17 protein-coding genes and 1 other RNA gene are annotated in these 17744 nt (G+C 57.8%); 6 read left to right on the top strand and 12 right to left on the bottom strand.

Annotated features, from left to right (window positions below; genetic code table 11):
• Nucleotides 1-102: 102 nt before the first annotated feature.
• The gene (locus BMF08_RS10655) at nucleotides 103-1185 is read right to left on the bottom strand and encodes a LacI family DNA-binding transcriptional regulator (RefSeq protein ID WP_072567569.1); all 1083 of its coding nucleotides are present in this window, start codon (nucleotides 1183-1185) and stop codon (nucleotides 103-105) included.
• A gap of 75 nt (nucleotides 1186-1260) precedes the next feature.
• Complete coding sequence (gene yczE, locus BMF08_RS10650; protein WP_072567568.1) at nucleotides 1261-1875, bottom strand: membrane protein YczE; 615 nt, start codon at nucleotides 1873-1875, stop codon at nucleotides 1261-1263.
• A gap of 88 nt (nucleotides 1876-1963) precedes the next feature.
• On the opposite strand from yczE, the gene yczR reads away from it, so the two are divergent.
• Nucleotides 1964-3391, top strand: a complete 1428-nt coding sequence (yczR, locus tag BMF08_RS10645; protein ID WP_072567567.1) for a MocR-like transcription factor YczR — start codon at nucleotides 1964-1966, stop codon at nucleotides 3389-3391.
• 137 nt (nucleotides 3392-3528) lie between these two features.
• On the opposite strand, the gene BMF08_RS10640 is transcribed toward yczR, so the two are convergent.
• The 3 genes from BMF08_RS10640 to ffs all read right to left on the bottom strand — a co-directional run bounded on the left by BMF08_RS10640 (nucleotide 3529) and on the right by ffs (nucleotide 4293).
• Entirely contained in the window at nucleotides 3529-3744 is a 216-nt protein-coding gene (locus BMF08_RS10640) for a hypothetical protein (protein WP_072567566.1), read from the bottom strand.
• On the bottom strand, nucleotides 3741-3992 hold the full coding sequence (locus tag BMF08_RS10635) for a hypothetical protein (protein WP_072567565.1): 252 nt from the start codon (nucleotides 3990-3992) through the stop codon (nucleotides 3741-3743). The genes BMF08_RS10640 and BMF08_RS10635 overlap by 4 nt, the downstream gene beginning before the upstream one ends.
• A 204-nt stretch (nucleotides 3993-4196) precedes the next feature.
• Nucleotides 4197-4293, bottom strand: an RNA gene (ffs, locus tag BMF08_RS10630) — signal recognition particle sRNA small type.
• 164 nt (nucleotides 4294-4457) lie between these two features.
• On the opposite strand from ffs, the gene BMF08_RS10625 reads away from it, so the two are divergent.
• On the top strand, nucleotides 4458-4772 hold the full coding sequence (locus BMF08_RS10625) for an MGMT family protein (protein ID WP_072567564.1): 315 nt from the start codon (nucleotides 4458-4460) through the stop codon (nucleotides 4770-4772).
• A gap of 42 nt (nucleotides 4773-4814) precedes the next feature.
• Here the strand turns inward: BMF08_RS10625 and BMF08_RS10620 are convergent, their stop codons facing one another.
• Nucleotides 4815-5384 carry a YbaY family lipoprotein gene (locus tag BMF08_RS10620; RefSeq protein WP_072567563.1) on the bottom strand — a complete coding sequence of 190 codons (570 nt, stop codon included), beginning with the start codon at nucleotides 5382-5384 and terminating at the stop codon, nucleotides 4815-4817.
• A gap of 219 nt (nucleotides 5385-5603) precedes the next feature.
• On the opposite strand from BMF08_RS10620, the gene tesB reads away from it, so the two are divergent.
• Both tesB and BMF08_RS10610 read left to right on the top strand, forming a co-directional pair.
• A complete protein-coding gene (tesB, locus tag BMF08_RS10615; protein ID WP_072567562.1) occupies nucleotides 5604-6470 on the top strand; it encodes an acyl-CoA thioesterase II in 867 nt (288 codons plus the stop codon).
• A 156-nt stretch (nucleotides 6471-6626) separates the two neighbouring features.
• Nucleotides 6627-7805: a hypothetical protein gene (locus BMF08_RS10610; protein WP_072567561.1), complete on the top strand. Its 1179-nt coding sequence runs from the start codon at nucleotides 6627-6629 to the stop codon at nucleotides 7803-7805.
• A 115-nt stretch (nucleotides 7806-7920) separates the two neighbouring features.
• Here the strand turns inward: BMF08_RS10610 and amtB are convergent, their stop codons facing one another.
• From amtB to BMF08_RS10585, 5 genes are all read right to left on the bottom strand, one after another.
• Entirely contained in the window at nucleotides 7921-9207 is a 1287-nt protein-coding gene (gene amtB / locus BMF08_RS10605) for an ammonium transporter AmtB (RefSeq protein ID WP_072567560.1), read from the bottom strand.
• Between the two features lie 30 nt (nucleotides 9208-9237).
• Nucleotides 9238-9576, bottom strand: a complete 339-nt coding sequence (glnK, locus tag BMF08_RS10600) for a P-II family nitrogen regulator (protein WP_002891893.1) — start codon at nucleotides 9574-9576, stop codon at nucleotides 9238-9240.
• 254 nt (nucleotides 9577-9830) lie between these two features.
• Nucleotides 9831-11609 (bottom strand): SmdB family multidrug efflux ABC transporter permease/ATP-binding protein, encoded by a 1779-nt coding sequence (locus tag BMF08_RS10595; protein WP_072567559.1) that lies wholly within the window; start codon nucleotides 11607-11609, stop codon nucleotides 9831-9833.
• Nucleotides 11602-13374 (bottom strand): SmdA family multidrug ABC transporter permease/ATP-binding protein, encoded by a 1773-nt coding sequence (locus BMF08_RS10590; protein WP_072567558.1) that lies wholly within the window; start codon nucleotides 13372-13374, stop codon nucleotides 11602-11604. The genes BMF08_RS10595 and BMF08_RS10590 overlap by 8 nt, the downstream gene beginning before the upstream one ends.
• Nucleotides 13375-13427: 53 nt before the next feature.
• Nucleotides 13428-13886, bottom strand: a complete 459-nt coding sequence (locus tag BMF08_RS10585) for an Lrp/AsnC family transcriptional regulator (protein ID WP_199775920.1) — start codon at nucleotides 13884-13886, stop codon at nucleotides 13428-13430.
• Between the two features lie 115 nt (nucleotides 13887-14001).
• Between BMF08_RS10585 and BMF08_RS10580 the strand changes: the two genes are divergently transcribed.
• The gene (locus BMF08_RS10580) at nucleotides 14002-15048 is read left to right on the top strand and encodes a PLP-dependent cysteine synthase family protein (RefSeq protein WP_072567556.1); all 1047 of its coding nucleotides are present in this window, start codon (nucleotides 14002-14004) and stop codon (nucleotides 15046-15048) included.
• Between the two features lie 43 nt (nucleotides 15049-15091).
• Here the strand turns inward: BMF08_RS10580 and cof are convergent, their stop codons facing one another.
• Nucleotides 15092-15910, bottom strand: a complete 819-nt coding sequence (gene cof, locus BMF08_RS10575; RefSeq protein ID WP_072567555.1) for an HMP-PP phosphatase — start codon at nucleotides 15908-15910, stop codon at nucleotides 15092-15094.
• A gap of 97 nt (nucleotides 15911-16007) precedes the next feature.
• On the opposite strand from cof, the gene BMF08_RS10570 reads away from it, so the two are divergent.
• A complete protein-coding gene (locus BMF08_RS10570; protein WP_072567554.1) occupies nucleotides 16008-17741 on the top strand; it encodes an SgrR family transcriptional regulator in 1734 nt (577 codons plus the stop codon).
• Nucleotides 17742-17744 lie beyond the last annotated feature (3 nt).

Genomic DNA, 17744 nt, shown 5'->3' with positions numbered 1-17744 from the left:
CTCTGAATTTTGCGAAGCGCTCACAATTAACAGTACCATGCCTGTTTCTTCACGGCGGGTAAAGGATCGGATCCGCCAGAAGCGGCGTCGATCACAAAAGTGTTAACGCCTCTCCAGCCGCGCCGCCAGCACCGCCAGTTCATTCAGCCGCTGCGCCAGCGTTTGGCCGTCGATTGTCTGCCCGCCGGGTGCGGCGGTAGAGCCGCGCACCACCAGCGTGACCGGGCAGCGGGTCTGGCTCAGCTCACTGCGGCCTGCGGCCTCCCCGCCCAGCAGCCAGTCGACGCTGCGCTCACCCGCCTCCTTAAAGGCCTGCCGCACGGTGGTCAACGGCGGAGAGAACCAGGCGCTGTCGGCGGTATCGTCATAGCCCACCAGCGACAGCTGCTCCGGCACGCGAATGCCCTTTTCTGCACAGGCGCGGATCGCCCCCAGCGCCATCTGATCGTTCGCCACGAGGATCGCTTCGGTGTGAGGCGCGCAGGCCAGTAGCAAATGGGTTTTCTCATAGCCGGAGGCGGCGCTCCAGTCGCCATGAGCGCGGGCGACCGGGGCAAGCCCGGCCTCATCCAGCGCCGCCAGCCAGCCCGCAAAACGTGCGCGGGCCGACACCGAGCTTTCCGGACCGCCCAGCAGCGCAATATGCCGGTGGCCGAGAGAAAGCAGATGCGCCGCGCCCAGGCTTGCGCCCTGCGCCGCGTCGAACACCAGACTGTCGACCGCCGCCGTCGGGCTGACGTCCAGAAACAGCACCGGCGTTGGCCGTGCCTGCGCCGCCAGCGCCTGCGCATCCTCGTCGTCCAGCGGAATATTCACCAGCAGGCCGTCCACACGCTGTGATAGCAACTCCTGAAGCGCTGCCTGACAGGCCGCCAGATCGTGACGTTCCACCATGGAAATCAGCGTGCCGCAGCCCGCCTGCCCGGCGCGGGTTTTCACCGCCGAGGCGATTTGCGACGGCGCATGCAGCGCCAGATCAGTGGTGATCAGCCCCAGCGTGCGGGTGCGTTTGCCCGCCAGCTGCTGCGCGCCGCGGTTGGGAATGTAGTGCAGTTCCGCCATTGCCCGCTGCACTTTTTCGCGCGTACGGGCGGAAACATGCTCCGCCTGATTAATCACGCGGGAGACGGTCTGGTAGGAGACGCCCGCAAGGCGGGCCACATCGTACAGGGTTATCGGTTTCATCACTCACACCGCAACAGTCAGAATGGCGTGAGTGTACCTCAATCTAAAGCATGATGTTGTGAGCGCTTCGCCCGTTTAAACAACCGGGGTTTGCGGCAGCGGCACGTCAACCGGTTGCGGGCGCGGACGAAACCACGGCAGACAGAGCTGGATCAGCGGGCCGATGGTCAGGGCGTACAGCACGGTGCCGACGCCAAAGGTGCCGCCCATCGCCCAGCCCAGCAGCAGAACGGTGATTTCAATCGCCGTGCGCACTGAGCGTACCGACCAGCCGGTGCGGGCATTGATGCCGGTCATCAGACCATCGCGCGGGCCGGAACCGAAGCCTGCGCCAATGTACATACCGGTCGCCAGCGCGTTAACCACAATAGCCGCCACCAGCAGGACGCTGCGCGCGACCAGCGATTCCAGCGGCGGCATCAGCGCCAGCGCGGCATCGGCAGCCAGACCAATGACAATGACATTGCTGATGGTGCCCAGTCCCGGCCGCTGACGCAGCGGGATCCACAGCAGCAGCACCAGCGCGCCGGTGGCAATCATCACCACGCCGATATCCAGCGACAATAGCTTACCGACGCCGAGGTGGAAGACATTCCACGGATCGGCTCCCAGATTAGCGCGCACAAACATCGCGGTGGAAACGCCATAAAAACTCAGACCGATATACAACTGGATCAAACGCCGAACCATCTCTCACCCCGAAAACTGCGAAACAGAGTGACATCATGGCCCTGGCTGGCATTATGATTAATGACCAGTTTTCAAAAAGTGGACCGCTATGTCACCTCGTCGCACCGGAAGTCAGTCCCTGGTACGCCTGCTCGGCCAGTGGCAACAATCCGCCTCCCGCACGCCCTTATGGCGGCAACTGGCGCAGGCCCTGCGTTTGCTTATTCTTGATGGCCGACTGGCGCTGGATACGCGTCTGCCCGGCGAGCGGGAGTTAGCCAGCGCGCTGGGCATTAGCCGCACCACCACCGCCAGCGCTCTGGCGCAGTTGCGGGAGGAAGGTTATTTGCTGAGCCGCCACGGCAGCGGCTCGGTGGTGATCCTGCCGGAAAGCAAACGCGTGGTGCCGACCCGCATGGCGCAGCCGACCGCGCTTGATCTTTCTGCCGCTTCGCTGCCCGCCGGGCCGGAGATCCACCAGGCTTATCAGCACGCGCTGACGGCAATGCCGCCGCTGCTGTCCGGCACCGGCTACGACCAGCAGGGTTTACCGGCGCTGCGGGAAGCCATCGCCCGGCGTTACGTGGCGCGGGGGCTGCCGACACGCCCCGACGAGGTGATGATCGTCAACGGCGCGGTCAGCGGCCTGGCGCTGATCCTGCGGCTGCTGACCGGGCCGGGGGATCGTGTGGTGGTGGATCATCCCACCTATCCGCTGGCGATTGCCGCCATCGAAGGGGCGTCCTGCCGTCCGGTGGGAGTAGCGTTACCCTCTCAGGGTTGGGATGTGGACGGCCTCGCCGCCACTATCGCCCAGACCTCGCCGCGCATTGCCTATCTGATGCCGGATTTCCACAATCCCACCGGGCGCTGTATGGATGCGCCGACCCGCGAAAACGTCGCCCGCCTGGCGGCGCGCACGCGCACCACGCTGGTGGTGGATGAAACCATGGTCGATCTGTGGATGGACGCGCCGCCGCCTCCCCCGCTGGCCGCCTTTGATACCGCCGCGCCGATCATTACACTCGGCTCCGCCAGCAAAAGTTTCTGGGGCGGGCTGCGGGTGGGATGGATCCGCGCCCCGGCGCGTACCATCGCCGCACTGGTACAAATGCGCGAAACCCTGGATTTAGGCTCGCCGCTGCTGGAACAGCTGGCAACCCGCTGGCTTGTCGAAAACGGCGAGAGTTTTTTACCGGCGCGACGGCAGATGCTGATGGCGCACCGGGATGACTGCGCGGCGCTGTTGCAGGGATTCTTTCCCCGCTGGCAGTGGACGACGCCGCAGGGCGGATTATCGTTCTGGGTGGAACTGCCCGATGCGCTGGCGACGCTGTTTGCCACCCACGCGGAAAGTACCGGTATCAGTCTGGGAACGGGAACGCGTTTCGGTTTACAGGGGGCTTTTGATCGCTTTTTACGGATGCCGTTTTCACAGCCGGATGAAGTTTTGCGCGAGGCCTTTATGACGCTGCAACCGATCTGGGCGTCGCTGGTCAGTCAGCCGATGATGTTACGGCAGCGGAAAGTGATCTGAGAAAATAGCGACGAGCCGAACGGCTCGTCGTAATCATCATCCATAATGAACATGAGATGGTTGTGTGACGTTGTATTTTCGGACAGGTTCTCATATTCGGATGTTATTTCGATGACGCCTGCATGACAACATAATGACTATTGTCGCGGGATAGGAAATCCCTTAATCGAAATAATAAAGTGCTCGCCATCTTTTTTGATTCTGGCACCGGCATCACACCAGTCAGAGGCTATGCGAAAAAATTCATCGGTGCCGACATTCCAGTTCAGGCGTACGGTTTTCACATGGCCGGATCGCAATAACTGACAGGCTTCGCCGTAGCTGGTCGCGGTCTTCTGGAGATGTTGTTTCATTTTTTCTTCTTCAGAATTTTTCTCAGGGCTTTGATTTCTTTGGAAGTTAATGGTGAAGCGTTATCTTCTTCGATGTGCTGACTGTCGATCTCTTCTTCTGAAACGCTGGTTTCTTCGTCCGATTCCAGTGCCAGCAGTAAGAGCTTCTCAGTGGCCGTGCTCAGGTTTTCGTTATTGGCTTCTGCGTAATGGCGAAGTTTCTCTTTGACTGCTTCGTCAATTTTAACATTTAAAACTGCACTAACCATGATTATCCCTTACCCATTGAATTACCCACGATTAATCTGCCATGCATTTATGACACTATAATGACAATAACATTTCATTTACATGACAGCGTAATAATATGCTGAGGGGTGTCACATAACGCAGCGGGAAATTCAGGTGCGGCTAATAAGAGGGATTGACGAGGCGAAACATAGCGAGTTATGCGGGGCACAAATGGGTGGGGGCCCTGCCAGCTACATCCCGGCACACACGTCATCTGCTCTGGCTGCTTCCTTCCGGATCTGACCTGGTAAACAGAGTAGCGTTGCGGGAGAACCAACAGGGCCCCCATTGAGAGCGTTGTTAACCAACGCGCAGGCGCATTATCCCTGTACACCCCGGCAATTGCAAGCGCGCGCCTGTCGTATGCTGGTTTATTGCGCAGCCCCCTCTTCACAGTGTCCGGCTGGCTGTTTATCCTGAAGAATCAATACTCAGGAGATGCTATGGATCCGCAGGACTCTTTTCCCCAGCGCGTATGGCAGATAGTTGCCTCCATTCCCGAAGGATTTGTCACCACCTATGGCGATGTGGCGCGTCTTGCCGGATCGCCCAGAGCCGCGCGCCAGGTGGGCGGCGTACTGAAGCGCTTACCGGAAGGCACGACGCTGCCCTGGTATCGGGTGGTCAATCGTCATGGGGCTATTTCCCTCAGCGGGCCGGATCTGCAACGACAGCGACAGGCGTTGCTGGCGGAAGGGGTTCAGGTATCAGGAGACGGGCAGATTGATTTACAGCGCTATCGGTGGGTGTACTCATAAAACCGCTGACCCGGCAGCAAAGGCCGCCGGGCAGTAAAACTATTACATCTGGGTCGGCGCTGGCGTAGAAGCCGAAGGCACCACCTGCGTCGGGGACGTAGAAGGTACCGTGGTGGTTGCGCCACCGCTCTGCTGCAACGGGATCGCCGTCTGCTGCACCGGCACCAGGTTCAGGTCGATTTTAGTCCCGCCCTGGTTAACCGCCGGTTTCACCGTATCGGTGACAAACACCAGTTTATCGTTCACGGTGATGGCCGCACTCAACAGAATGCGCGCGTTCGGCTGGATGTCAGCCGGGTTAAACGGCAGCACAAAGCTGAACGGCGCCTGTTTACCCTCGGTACGCACCGCTTTCTGCGCGATCACTTTCGACGGCGCATCGGCCTGCGAAGCGTCGGCCAGCGTCACGGTCAGCACCGCATCCGGTGGCAGCGCCACTTTCTGGCGGATCCACACAGAACCGGAGACATTAGGCTGCGCAATAGTCGATTGGGTAGCGTTAATAGACGTATTTGGATTTGGTGCAGGTGTCGGAATATCCGCGCTCTTATCCGCGCAGGCAGCCAGCGAAACAGCGACCGCAACACCACTTAACATGTGCACGAGTTTCATTGAGTTCTCCTTATCTTCAATGCACCAGAAGGATTTATTCCTGCCAGAATCAGTGGTTAACACTTAGATAACGGGAATAAGTGTGGCACATATCACTCATTTCTGCCTGGAAATGGCCGGTTATTCAGATTTTTGCACCCATCGGACCACTGACGATCCTGCGTTATACTTAGACCGAACCCTCCGGACTGGCGGATTTTATTTTTATTGAGGAAACATATGAGTCAAGCGTTGAACAATCTGCTGGCATTATTAAATCTGGAAAAAATCGAAGAGGGCCTGTTTCGCGGACAAAGCGAAGATTTAGGGCTTCGTCAGGTATTTGGCGGGCAGGTTGTAGGGCAGGCGCTGTATGCCGCCAAAGAAACCGTGCCGGTTGAGCGCCTGGTGCACTCCTTTCACAGCTATTTCCTGCGCCCCGGCGACAGTGAAAAACCCATTGTTTACGACGTGGAAGTGCTGCGCGATGGCAACAGCTTCAGTGCGCGTCGCGTTGCGGCTATCCAGAACGGTAAGCCGATTTTCTATATGACCGCCTCCTTCCAGGCACCGGAGCCGGGCTATGAGCATCAGAAAACCATGCCTGACGCTCCCTCACCGGATACGCTGAAATCAGAAACCGACATTGCCCGCTCGCTGGCGCACCTGCTGCCGCCGCAGGCTAAAGAGAAGTTTCTCAGCGACAAGCCGCTGGAGATCCGCCCGGTAGAGTTCCACAATCCGTTGAAAGGCCATGTCGCCGAACCCACCCGTCAGGTGTGGATCCGCGCGAACGGTAACGTGCCGGACGATCCGCGCGTGCATCAGTCGCTGCTGGGTTACGCCTCTGATTTCAACTTCCTGCCGGTGGCGTTACAGCCGCACGGCGTCGGTTTTCTTGAGCGCGGGATGCAGGTCGCGACCATCGACCATTCCATGTGGTTCCACCGCCCGTTCAATATTAACGAGTGGCTGCTGTACAGCGTGGAGAGCACCTCGGCGTCCAGCGCGCGCGGCTTTGTCCGTGGTGAGATCTATACGCAGGATGGCGTGCTGGTAGCGTCGACCGTGCAGGAAGGCGTGATGCGCAATCGCAATACTAATTAATATGACGATACAACATCCCTCGAAATAAATGCGGGGGATGTTTTTACTATTAGATCTTCCTTTTACTGCAATAACTGCTATAAATATCCGTGATTGAGAATTTTATATATTTATATAGATTATGCATTAACCCACAAATAATCATGGAAGATATCAATGAAAATACTCAGATACTTCATTGTTGTGTCATGCATGCTGCTATTGACGGCTTGCGGTCTGTCCACCACGGCGAGAGTTAACAAGCAACTAAAACATTCGACAGAGGATATTACCTCCGGCGATTACTGTTCTGGATTAAAAAAATTGCAGTATGCGCTGAATACAGCAGAATCAGGACGCCGTCAAAAGCCAGTTGAGACAGTGTTACAAAATTTCGTTAGTAATTATAATACAGTAATGCAAAAGGTTGCGTCTATTAACAGCCAATCCGATATTGCCTCACAACGGCTAAAAGCCGATACATGGGCATGCTGGATCCCGGCGATACAGGAAGTTGCACCTAAAATGAGTGCATCGCTGAAAGGCGGTATCAACCCTGCTTTTACTGTCGATCGGATAACGCTTCAGGAAGTCACCAAACCTCTTAGCCAGGCTTTTCATGAACGAGCGCTGAAGCAGGACGATAAAAAGCAAAAATTCTATGATCTTTTAATGAGCTATTACTACGATAGCAAGCGCCCTGATATCATCAATGAAGTTAAAAATGCGTATGATAACGCGACGTGGCATATCATTATTAACAATACAGGTGAAAAATACATTGATGGCACACCAATTCTGGCAAATTATATTATCCCGCAAATAAAGCGCTCCATAAAAGTTGAAACCTTAGCAACAATTAAAAGTAACATACCCGCAAGCTATGATTCTAAAAATAACATTTATGACATTCAGTACAGCCCGCAAAAAAAAGGAAATAATGTCATCGTCACACTGAAAGGTACGTCAGCAAATCGTACCTCGCGAGACTTTACACGAGATATTCCCGTGGAAAGAACAGCGACAGAACAATATTGCTACGATGTTGATGTTTACTACAGAGATGATGAAGACGAGAAAAAAAGAAAACCAAAAATCAGGAGAGAAACGGAGCGCCGCTGTGACGATCGTACATATACCTATACAGAAACCACGCAAGAATCAGGCGTTGCTAATAACACTGACCTGAGCGGCTTGCTGTCAGTCAGTATCAATGGCCGCTCAGTCGTAAAAAATAAAACGATTTATGGCACAGGCAGTGTGGAAAATACGAGCAAAGACATTGATTATGCGGCAAATCAATTTGCGCAGCATGTTTATGAAGTAGTAGAAAGGCAAATACAGTCATCACGTTAAAAATACACAGTGTTGGCAAAAGTAAGAGCCGGGTGGCGGCTTCGCCTTACCCGGCCTACGAGATAAACGTAGGCCCGGCAAGCTTGCGCCGCCGGGCACAGTTAAACGTCAGTAATCAGGCGTTATAGGCGTTCTCGCCGTGGCTGTTCACGTCCAGACCTTCACGCTCCTGCTCTTCCGGTACGCGCAGGCCAACCGTCATGTCCGCCACTTTGAAGCCGATGAAAGCCACTACAGCAGACCACACCACGGTGATGGCGATACTTTCCAGCTGTACCAGCACCTGATGGCCCATGGTCACGCCTTCTGCGAAGCCCACGCCGCCCAGAGAAGAGGAAGCGAATACGCCGGTCAGTACGCAGCCCACGATGCCGCAGACGCCATGCACACCGAACACATCGCACGGGTCGTCGACACGTAACCAGCGTTTCAGCATAGTCACACCCCACAGCCCCGCCAGACCTGCCGCCAGACCGACGATCATCGCACCGCCCACGCCGATATAACCGCACGCCGGAGTCACGCCAACCAGACCAGCAATCGCACCGGAACAGGCGCCCAGCAGCGAAGGTTTACCGCGCAGCGCCCACTCACCAAAGACCCAGGACAGAATCGCTGCCGCTGTTGCCACCACGGTGTTAACGAAGGCCAGCGCGGCGATTTCGTTCGCGGCGCTTGCGGAACCGGCGTTAAAACCAAACCAGCCCACGTAGAGGATCGCCGTACCGATAAACACCATCGGCAGGTTGTGCGGTTTGAAGGCTTCTTTACCGAAGCCGACACGTTTGCCCACCAGGTAAGCGCCAACCAGACCGGCGACCGCAGCGTTAATGTGCACCACAGTACCGCCCGCAAAGTCCAGCGCGCCGTGGGAAGCCAGCAGACCGCCGCCCCAGACCATGTGCGCAATCGGCACATAGGAGAGCGTCATCCATACCACCACGAAGATCAGCACCGCAGAGAAACGAATACGCTCCGCCAGCGCGCCAACGATAAGCCCGACGGTAATACAGGCAAACGAGCCCTGGAACGCAACGTGAATATACTGGTAGAAGCTGCCCATCACCGCCGTCAGCTCGATGTTTTTCAGCATCGCCCAGTTAAAGTTGCCGAAGAAGTTATTGCCTTCGCCGAAGGCCAGCGAGTAGCCATAAACCACCCACAGGATGCATACCAGCGCGAAGGTCACTGTTACCTGCGTCAGCATCGACAGCACGTTCTTGCCGCGGATCAGACCGCCGTAGAACAGGGCGATGCCGGGAATTGTCATAAACAGCACCAGCGCGGTGCAGATCATCATAAAGGCGTTGTCCGCTTTGTCAGCAACAGCCGGGGCGGCCAGCGCCAGTCCCGGAAGCAGAGCCAGCGCGGCAAGTACGGATTTAAAAGTGGTTTTGCTCATTTTTCCCATCCCTATCACTGTGTGCAGGAGTTACAGCGCCGCTTCGTCGGCTTCGCCGGTACGAATGCGAATGACGCGTTGCAGCTCGGCAACGAAAATTTTGCCGTCGCCAATTTTTCCGGTGTAGGCCGCTTTGCTGATCACGTCGATCACTTCATCGAGCTGATCATCAGCAATCGCCACGTCAATCTTCACTTTTGGCAGGAAGTTAACGCTGTACTCGGCGCCACGGTACAATTCGGCGTGACCTTTTTGACGCCCGAAGCCTTTCACTTCAGTCACGGTCAGCCCCTGAATACCAATTGAAGAGAGCGCTTCACGCACGTCTTCGAGTTTGAATGGTTTAATCACCACGGTAACCAGCTTCATAAAGTTCCTCCAGGCGGAATTCGGTAATGGCAGCAGCTAACATGGATCTGGTATTGCAATCGCTGTGCCAGAAATAAAAACGAGGAGAAGTTCAGGCCGTTACGCCGTGTGGCGAGGGGAAAAAGCAAAAGGGAAAAGTGTGACGGGGATTCAGATTGTTCCTGGAAAAGAAAAACGCACCATGCCAGTGCAGGGTGCGTTGCATTTTTGCACCAACAGCGATGGCTGTCAGTAGCCTGCCTGATAATGGTGCATCAGGCGATAAGCGATTCTTCTTTCGTGGCGGCGGCCAGCTCTTCCCCGGCCAGTTGCAGCTGGTACATCTGCCAGTAGCGCCCCTGCGCATTTAACAACGCCTGATGGGTGCCGCGCTCCACCGCCTGACCGCGATGCAGCACCAGAATGGTATCCGCCTCGACAATGGTCGACAGCCGGTGAGCGATCACCACCAGCGTGGTCTGCTGGCGGATCGCCGCCAGCGCCTGCTGGATCGCCTGCTCGGTGCCCGAATCGATATTGGCCGTCGCCTCATCAAGGATGAGGATCTGAGGAGTGCCAACCAGCACCCGCGCCAGCGCCAGCAGCTGTTTTTGCCCGACGGAGAGGTTATTGCCCTGCTCCCCCAACCGGGTATGAATTCCGTCGCTCATGCTGCGCGCCAGCTCCGCCAGCTGCACAGTTTCCAGCGCCTGCCAGACCTTCTCTTCGCTGATGTCGCGCCCGAGAGTCACGTTTTCAAAAAAGGATTCTGCCATTACCACCGGATCCTGCTGCACCATCGCCACGCCGTTGCGCAGCGCGTTATGGCCGATGGTGGAGAGCGGACGTCCGTCGAGGCGGATTTCCCCCCGGGTAAGCGGGTAGTAGCCCATCATCAGGCTGGCGAGCGTACTTTTTCCGCTGCCGGTATGCCCCACCAGCGCCACAAAACTGCGTGACGGAATGGTCAGATTAATGTCCTGCAATACCAGCCGGTCATCACGATAGGCAAACGACAGGTTTTCGATCTCAACAGCGCCGCTTTCCAGCGGGCGATCGTCATCGCCGTAGGTCTGGCGCGGGCGATCCATCAGTTCAAACACGCGCTCCCCCGCCACCACCGCCTGCTGCAGCATCGACTGCTGGGTAGTGAGTTCGATCAGCGGTTCGTTAAGCCGCCCCAGATAGCTGATAAAGGCATAGAGCACGCCCACCTGAATGGTGCCGACGGCGGTAAAGCCAAACAGCATTAACAGGCCGCAGAGCACCAGCGCCGAAAACAGGCTCAGCAGTGGGCGCAGCAAAAAGCCGTCGAGGCGCAGCGTCTGCATACGTGCCGTGTAGTGCGAGCGGCTGGCTTCCCCCATCCGCTCGCCAAAGCGCGCCTGCTGGCGGAACTGCTGGATGACGCCCATGCCGTTGATCACTTCGTTAAAGCCGTCGTTGATGTCGGCGAGATAGCTGCGCAGACGACGGACAATAGGCGTGCTGTAGCGCTGATACAGCGCCATCACCACCAGCACCGCCGGGAAAATGGTCACCGCCACCAGCGCCATACGCCAGTCGAGGGTGAACATCGCCACCAGCATCGCGCCGATCAGCGCCGCGCTGCGAAGCACGGTTGCCACCACAGTGACGTAGAGATCGCGGATCACTTCGGTATCGTTGGTCACCCGGGAGATCAACTGCCCCACCGGTTGGGTATCGAAGGCGCTCAGCGGTTGACGGAGCGCCGCGTCCATCACGTCGGTACGCAGTTGCTGCACCACGCCCACCGCCGCCTCGTTAAACAGCAGCGACTGCGCATAGTGCAGTCCCGCCGCCAGCAGTTGCAGGCCGATATAGGCGGCCGCCATGCCCGCCAGCAGCCCCCACGGCAGGTAACTTTTGGCGACCATGTTATCGATAAAATAGCTGATCAGCGCCGGGCCGGAGACTTCGGCAATCGCCGCCACCCACAGCATAACAACGGCGCGGGTCAGGGGTTTACGCCAGGGTTTGCCATACACTAGCAGCCGTTTGAGCGTAGGCCACAGTTGCCCAAAACTACGCATTGGCAGGATCCTCTTTTTCTTCCGGCGCGTCATCCAGCGCCGCTTCCAGTTGCTGATAGCGATACATGTCGCGATACCAGCCGGGCTGCTGCGACAGCTGGTCGTGATGACCGCGCTGAGCAACATGTCCGTGCTGCATCACCAGAATTTCACTGGCTTCGGTAAGGGCCGACAGGCGGTGAGCGCTGATGATCACCGTGCGCCCTTCTCCCCACTGCCGCAGGTTGTGCAGGATCTCGTGTTCGGTACGACCGTCCACGGCGGAGAGCGCATCGTCGAGGATAAGGATCTCGGCATTGAGCAACAGCGCGCGGGCAATAGAAATGCGCTGTTTCTGTCCGCCGGATAGCATCACGCCGCGCTCGCCCACTTCGGTTTCATAGCCCTGCGGCAGGCGCAGAATGTCTTCATGGACGCTGGCCAGACGCGCCGCGTGCTCGATCTCCTGCTGCGTGGCCCCAGGCTTGCCGAGGGCGATATTATTCGCCACGGTATCGGAGAATAAAAACGGCGTCTGGTTCACCACCGCCAGACGACTGCGCCAGGCGTCGAGCTTCAGGCGCGGCAGCGGAATACCGTGATAGGCGATCTCACCCTGATCGACATCGAAATGGCGCTGGATCAGCGACAGCAGGGTACTTTTCCCGGCGCCGGTCGGGCCGCAGATGCCGAGCATTTGTCCGGGATTAAGCGTGAAATTGACGCCGTTCAGCGTGGCGCTGTCGGTTTGCGGATAGCGGAATTCGCGAATGGTCACCGCCAGCTCGCCGCGTCCGTCCGGCAGGGATTCGCTGCCGTCATTGACCACCGGCGCCTCCGCCAGCATATCGCGGATGCGGGTATAGGCGGCGCTGCCGCGCTCGACGATGTTAAACATCCACGCCAGCGCCAGCATCGGCCAGATCATCAGTCCCAGATACATGATAAAGCTGGTCAGTTGCCCGAGGGTTAACGAGCCGTTGACCACCATCCAGCTGCCGCCGCCAATGGCCAGCAGATTCGCCATGCCGATGGCGATATAAATTGTCGGATCAAAACGCGCATCCACGCGGGCGACCTTCATATTTTTGCGCCCGGTGTCGGCGGCATCGGCGGCGAACAGCGCCGACTGGCGATCTTCCAGGCCAAAAGCCTTGATCATGCGGATGCTGGTCATGCTCTCCTGGGTACGGTCGTTGAGCGAGGAGAACGCCGCCTGCGCCAGCTTAAAGCGCTCGTGCAGTTGGTCGCCGTAGCGCTTGATGACAATGGCCATGATCGGCATGGGCAGCAGTGCCAGCAGGGTGAGCTGCCAGCTGATTTGCGTCGACATCACCACCAGCACCACGCAGCCCATCACCAGCGAATCCACCAGCGTCAGCACCCCTTCCCCGGCGGCGAACACCACGCGATCGACATCGTTAGTGGCGCGCGCCATTAAATCGCCGGTGCGATGGCGCAGGTAAAACTCCGGATGCTGGCGGCTGAGCTGGCGGTAAAAATCCTCACGCAGTTCAACGGCGAGCTGGTAGGAGGCGCCGAAAAGCAGCACGCGCCAGACGTAGCGCAGCAGGTAGGTGACAATCGCCACCCCCACCAGCAGGCCGATCCACATCAGCACCCGGCTGGTGGTGTAATGTTGTTGCGTCACGCCATCCACCACATAGCCCACCACTTTCGGCGGGATAAGCTGCAGGATGGCAATAAAGATAAGCAGGGCTACAGCACCGAGATAGCGTCGCCATTCCCGGCGAAAGTACCAGCTTAATTGAGCAAATAATCGCACGCGGTCATTTCCTGAACGTGATTTTCCGGCGGTGGTGCTTCGGGCCGGGAGAGTTATTCAATGGGTAACGCAGTGGTGAACTTTATCTGTTCCATGGCGAAACTGGAGGTCACATCGGACAACCCAGGTACGCTGTTCACCAGCCGTTTATAGAAATCATCATAGCGCTTCATGTCGGCGACCTGCACCCGTAAAAGGTAGTCGTATTCGCCGGCCATGCGCCAGAAACCTAACACTTCGGGCAGCGCATTGACCTCAGAGACAAAGCGGCAGTACCAGTCGCGGCTGTGATGCTGGGTTTTGATCAGCACAAAGGCCGTAAGCCCGAGGCCGAGCTTTTCCGCATCCAGCAGCGCGACCCGTTCTTTGATCACGCCGTCGTCTTCCAGCCGTTTCAGCCGTTTCCAGCAGGGAGTGGTTGTCAGATTAACGGCATCCGCGAGCGCCTGCAAAGAGAGGGTGCAGTCGCTTTGCAGTAATGAAAGCAGCTTTCTGTCAATTTTATCTAGCATTGCCCCCTCCGGGAGAATTTCTTTCTCCTTAAAGTCTATTTCAAAGGTCATAAAGCAACAATTTTTTCCGTGCTTTCCGCTAAGCTGGGCACAAAATGACAAACGGATCCGCGCCATGAAAAACACCTGGGTTAAACATGCTATCAGTGAAATCAATGCCGATTATCAACGCTCGGCGGATACTCACCTTATCCGTCTGGCGCTGCCGGGTTTTCCGGGTATTCAGCTCTATTTGAAAGATGAAAGCACCCACCCGACCGGCAGCCTGAAGCATCGCCTGGCGCGATCCCTGTTTTTATACGGTCTGTGCAACGGCTGGATCAAAGAAGGCACGCCGATTATTGAGTCATCCTCCGGCTCAACGGCGGTGTCGGAAGCCTACTTTGCCCGTCTGCTGGGCCTGCCGTTTATCGCCGTAATGCCGTCCTGTACGGCGAAGCGCAAAATCGAGCAGATTGAATTCTACGGCGGGCGTTGTCACTTCGTGGAGAGAGCCTGCGAGATCTACGCCGCTTCCGAGATGCTGGCGCGGGAGCTGCACGGCCATTATATGGATCAGTTTACCTATGCCGAACGCGCCACCGACTGGCGCGGCAATAACAATATCGCCGACAGCATCTTCCGCCAGATGCAGAGCGAACCGCACCCGGAGCCAACGTGGATCGTGATGAGCGCCGGTACGGGCGGCACCTCCGCGACCATTGGCCGCTACCTGCGCTGCCAGGGCTACGATACTCAACTGATGGTGGTGGATCCGCAAAACTCGGTGTTTATGGATTACTGGCAAACCCGCGATAGCACTTTGCGCAGCCCGGTGGGCAGTAAAATCGAAGGTATTGGCCGCCCGCGCGTCGAGCCGTCGTTTGTGCCGGATGTGGTGGATGAGATGCTGCGCGTGCCGGATGCCGCCAGCGTCGCCACCGCGCAGTGGCTGGAAACGCAGTTAGGCCGCAAAGTGGGTGCGTCCACCGGCACCAATATGTGGGGCGCGCTGACGCTGGCGGCCAGAATGCGCGACGCAGGCCAGACCGGTTCTATCGTCACCCTGCTGTGCGACAGCGGCGAGCGCTATCTCGACACCTATTACAATGCGGAATGGGTGCAGGCGAATATCGGCGATGTGACGCCGTGGAAAGCGGAAATCGCCCGTTTACTGGCGTAAAAAAAGCCGGGTTTAAACGGACCCGGCTTGCTGACAATGCTCATTATTCGGGGGAATAAGGAAGATGTGGTGTGGTCAGCCAATGCGTTAAATAGTGCGACACCGCCTGATTCTGACAGTGTCCGATCACCGGTAAATGGGGCAGCGCCGCGCGCAATTGCGGCATGGCGTTGCCCATAATCATGCCGCGTCCGACGGCGGCGAGCATTTCGTGGTCATTCATCGCGTCGCCAAATGCCATGCAGTCCTGCATGGCGATCCCCAGCCGATCGCTTAAGATCGCCAGCGCCGCGCCTTTATTACAGCCCACAGGCAGCACCTCAAGACAATCAAAGGCCGAGAAACAGATATGCGCGCGATCGCCTAATGCCTCGTGCAGCTGAATGCGCAGACGCTCCAGATCCTCATGATCGCCGCAGAAACAGATTTTGGTCACTTCGTGCGGGCTGAGCGCTTTGAGATCCACCACCCGGTATTTAAAGCCGCTGTAAATATGGAAATCGAGCAGCAGAGGCATCTCTTCTCCGGTCAGCCAGCCGCTGTCGTTAAACACGTGCAGACTCGCCTGGGTATCCCACTGACGGTGGATCACCTGTTCGGCGACGTCCGGGCTGAGATCCTGACGGTGCAGCAGCTCCCCCTCCAGCGAGTGAATGCGCGTGCCGTTACCGGTGATCAGATACGCCTCCAGCGTAATCATCCCCAGCAAATGACGCATTTCCAGCGCATGACGGCCGGTAGCGAACGCCAGCGTAATATCCCGGTCGCGCAGACGACGCAGGGTATCCAGCGTTTGCTCGCCTAAACGGTGGTCAGGCATCAGTAAGGTGCCGTCCATATCAAATGCAGCCAGTCGCGCCATAATTATCCCGGTTTTGTGATGCGGAAACTTGTGTACCAGTATTGCCTGAGATATACGGAAGTAATAGTGAATACTTCAGGATATTTGTTCCGGGTTTATGCGCCAGTTAAATCGACTTAATCAGTATCAGCGCCTGTGGCAGTTTTCCGATGGCGAACCGCAGCACGCCAGCGTGGCGGGGCTGGCAGAGCGCTGTTTTTGCAGCGACCGCCATATGCGTACCCTGTTACGTCAAATGGAGGCGTCCGGCTGGCTGAGCTGGCAGGCGCAGTCGGGGCGTGGAAAACGTGGCGTGCTGCATTTTCACGTCACGCCAGGATCGCTGCGCAATGCGCTGCTGGAGCAGGCCCTGAATGAGGGACAGCAGCACAGCGCGCTGGCGCTGGCGCAACTGCCGCCGGAGGCGCTGCGCAATCTGCTGCATCCTTTTCTGGGCGGCCTGTGGCAAAACGACTCACCTACTCTGCGCATTCCCTATTATCGCCCTCTGGAGCCGCTGCATCCGGGCTTTCTGCCGGGGCGCGCCGAGCAGCATCTGGCCGGGCAGATCTTTTCCGGCCTGACGCGCTTTATTACCGATAACCCTTTGCCGCAGAGCGACCTGGCGCACCACTGGGAGGTGTCGGCCGATGGCCTGAGCTGGCGTTTTCATCTGCGCACCACCCTGCACTGGCATAATGGCGATGCGGTGAACGCCCAACAATTGCAGATGCGTTTGCAGCATCTGCTGACGCTGCCCGATCTGCGCAGGCTGTTTAACAGCGTGGCGGAGATCGCGGTGCCGCACCCGCACTGTCTGCTGTTCACGCTGCATCAGCCGGATCACTGGCTGGCGCACCGTCTGGCAAGCTACGGCAGCCGTCTGGCCCATCCGCAGCATCCGCTGGTGGGCACCGGTCCTTTCCGGCTGGCCTCCTTCAGCCCGGAACTGGTGCGCCTGGAAAGCCATGAGCATTATCACCTCAGCCATCCGCTGCTAAAGGCGGTGGAATACTGGATCACCCCGCAACTGTTCGAGCAGGATCTGGGCAGTAGTTGTCGCCATCCGGTGCAGATCACCATCGGCAAGCCGGATGAACTGATCCACCTGCGGCAGGTCAGCAGCGGCATCAGCCTCGGGTTTTGTTATCTCGCCCGGCGTATCAGTGAAAGACTGAGCCAGGCACAGGCGCGGCGACTGGTGCAGATCGTCCATCAGAGCGGCCTGCTACAGACCCTGCCGCTGGATGAAAACCTGATCACCCCCAGCCGGGAATTACTGCCCGGCTGGGCGATGCCGCACTGGGCGGAGGAAAAGGTGGCGCTGCCGGAAAAACTGACGCTGCTGTATCACCTGCCGGTGGAACTGCACACCATGGCGGAGGAGCTTAAGCGCTATCTTGCCGGGCTGGGCTGTGAACTGACGGTAATTTTTCATGATGCGAAGAACTGGGATAACTGTAGCGGGCTTGCAACTGCTGACCTGATGATGGGCGACAGGCTGATCGGCGAAGCGCCGGAATATACTCTGGAGCAATGGTTACGCTGCGATCCGCTGTGGCCCAATCTGTTACCCGCCTCTCGCTTTGCCCATCTCCAGGCCACGCTGGATGCGGTGCAGCGTCAGCCGAATGAACAGGCGCGCTGCGCGGATTTGCAGGATGTATTCAGCGGATTAATGGACGAGGCGGTGCTGACGCCGCTGTTTAACTATCAGTATCAGATCAGCGCCCCGCCTGGCGTGCAGGGGATCCGCCTGAACACCCGCGGCTGGTTTGATTTTACCGAGGCCTGGCTACCCGCCCCGGCGCGTGAAGAAGCTGGTCGCGCACTGCCGCAGACGCTACCATAGTGT

This window comes from Enterobacter sp. SA187 (genome assembly GCF_001888805.2).
Lineage (GTDB): Bacteria > Pseudomonadota > Gammaproteobacteria > Enterobacterales > Enterobacteriaceae > Enterobacter_D.
This window is presented reverse-complemented; position numbering and strand designations above follow the sequence as displayed.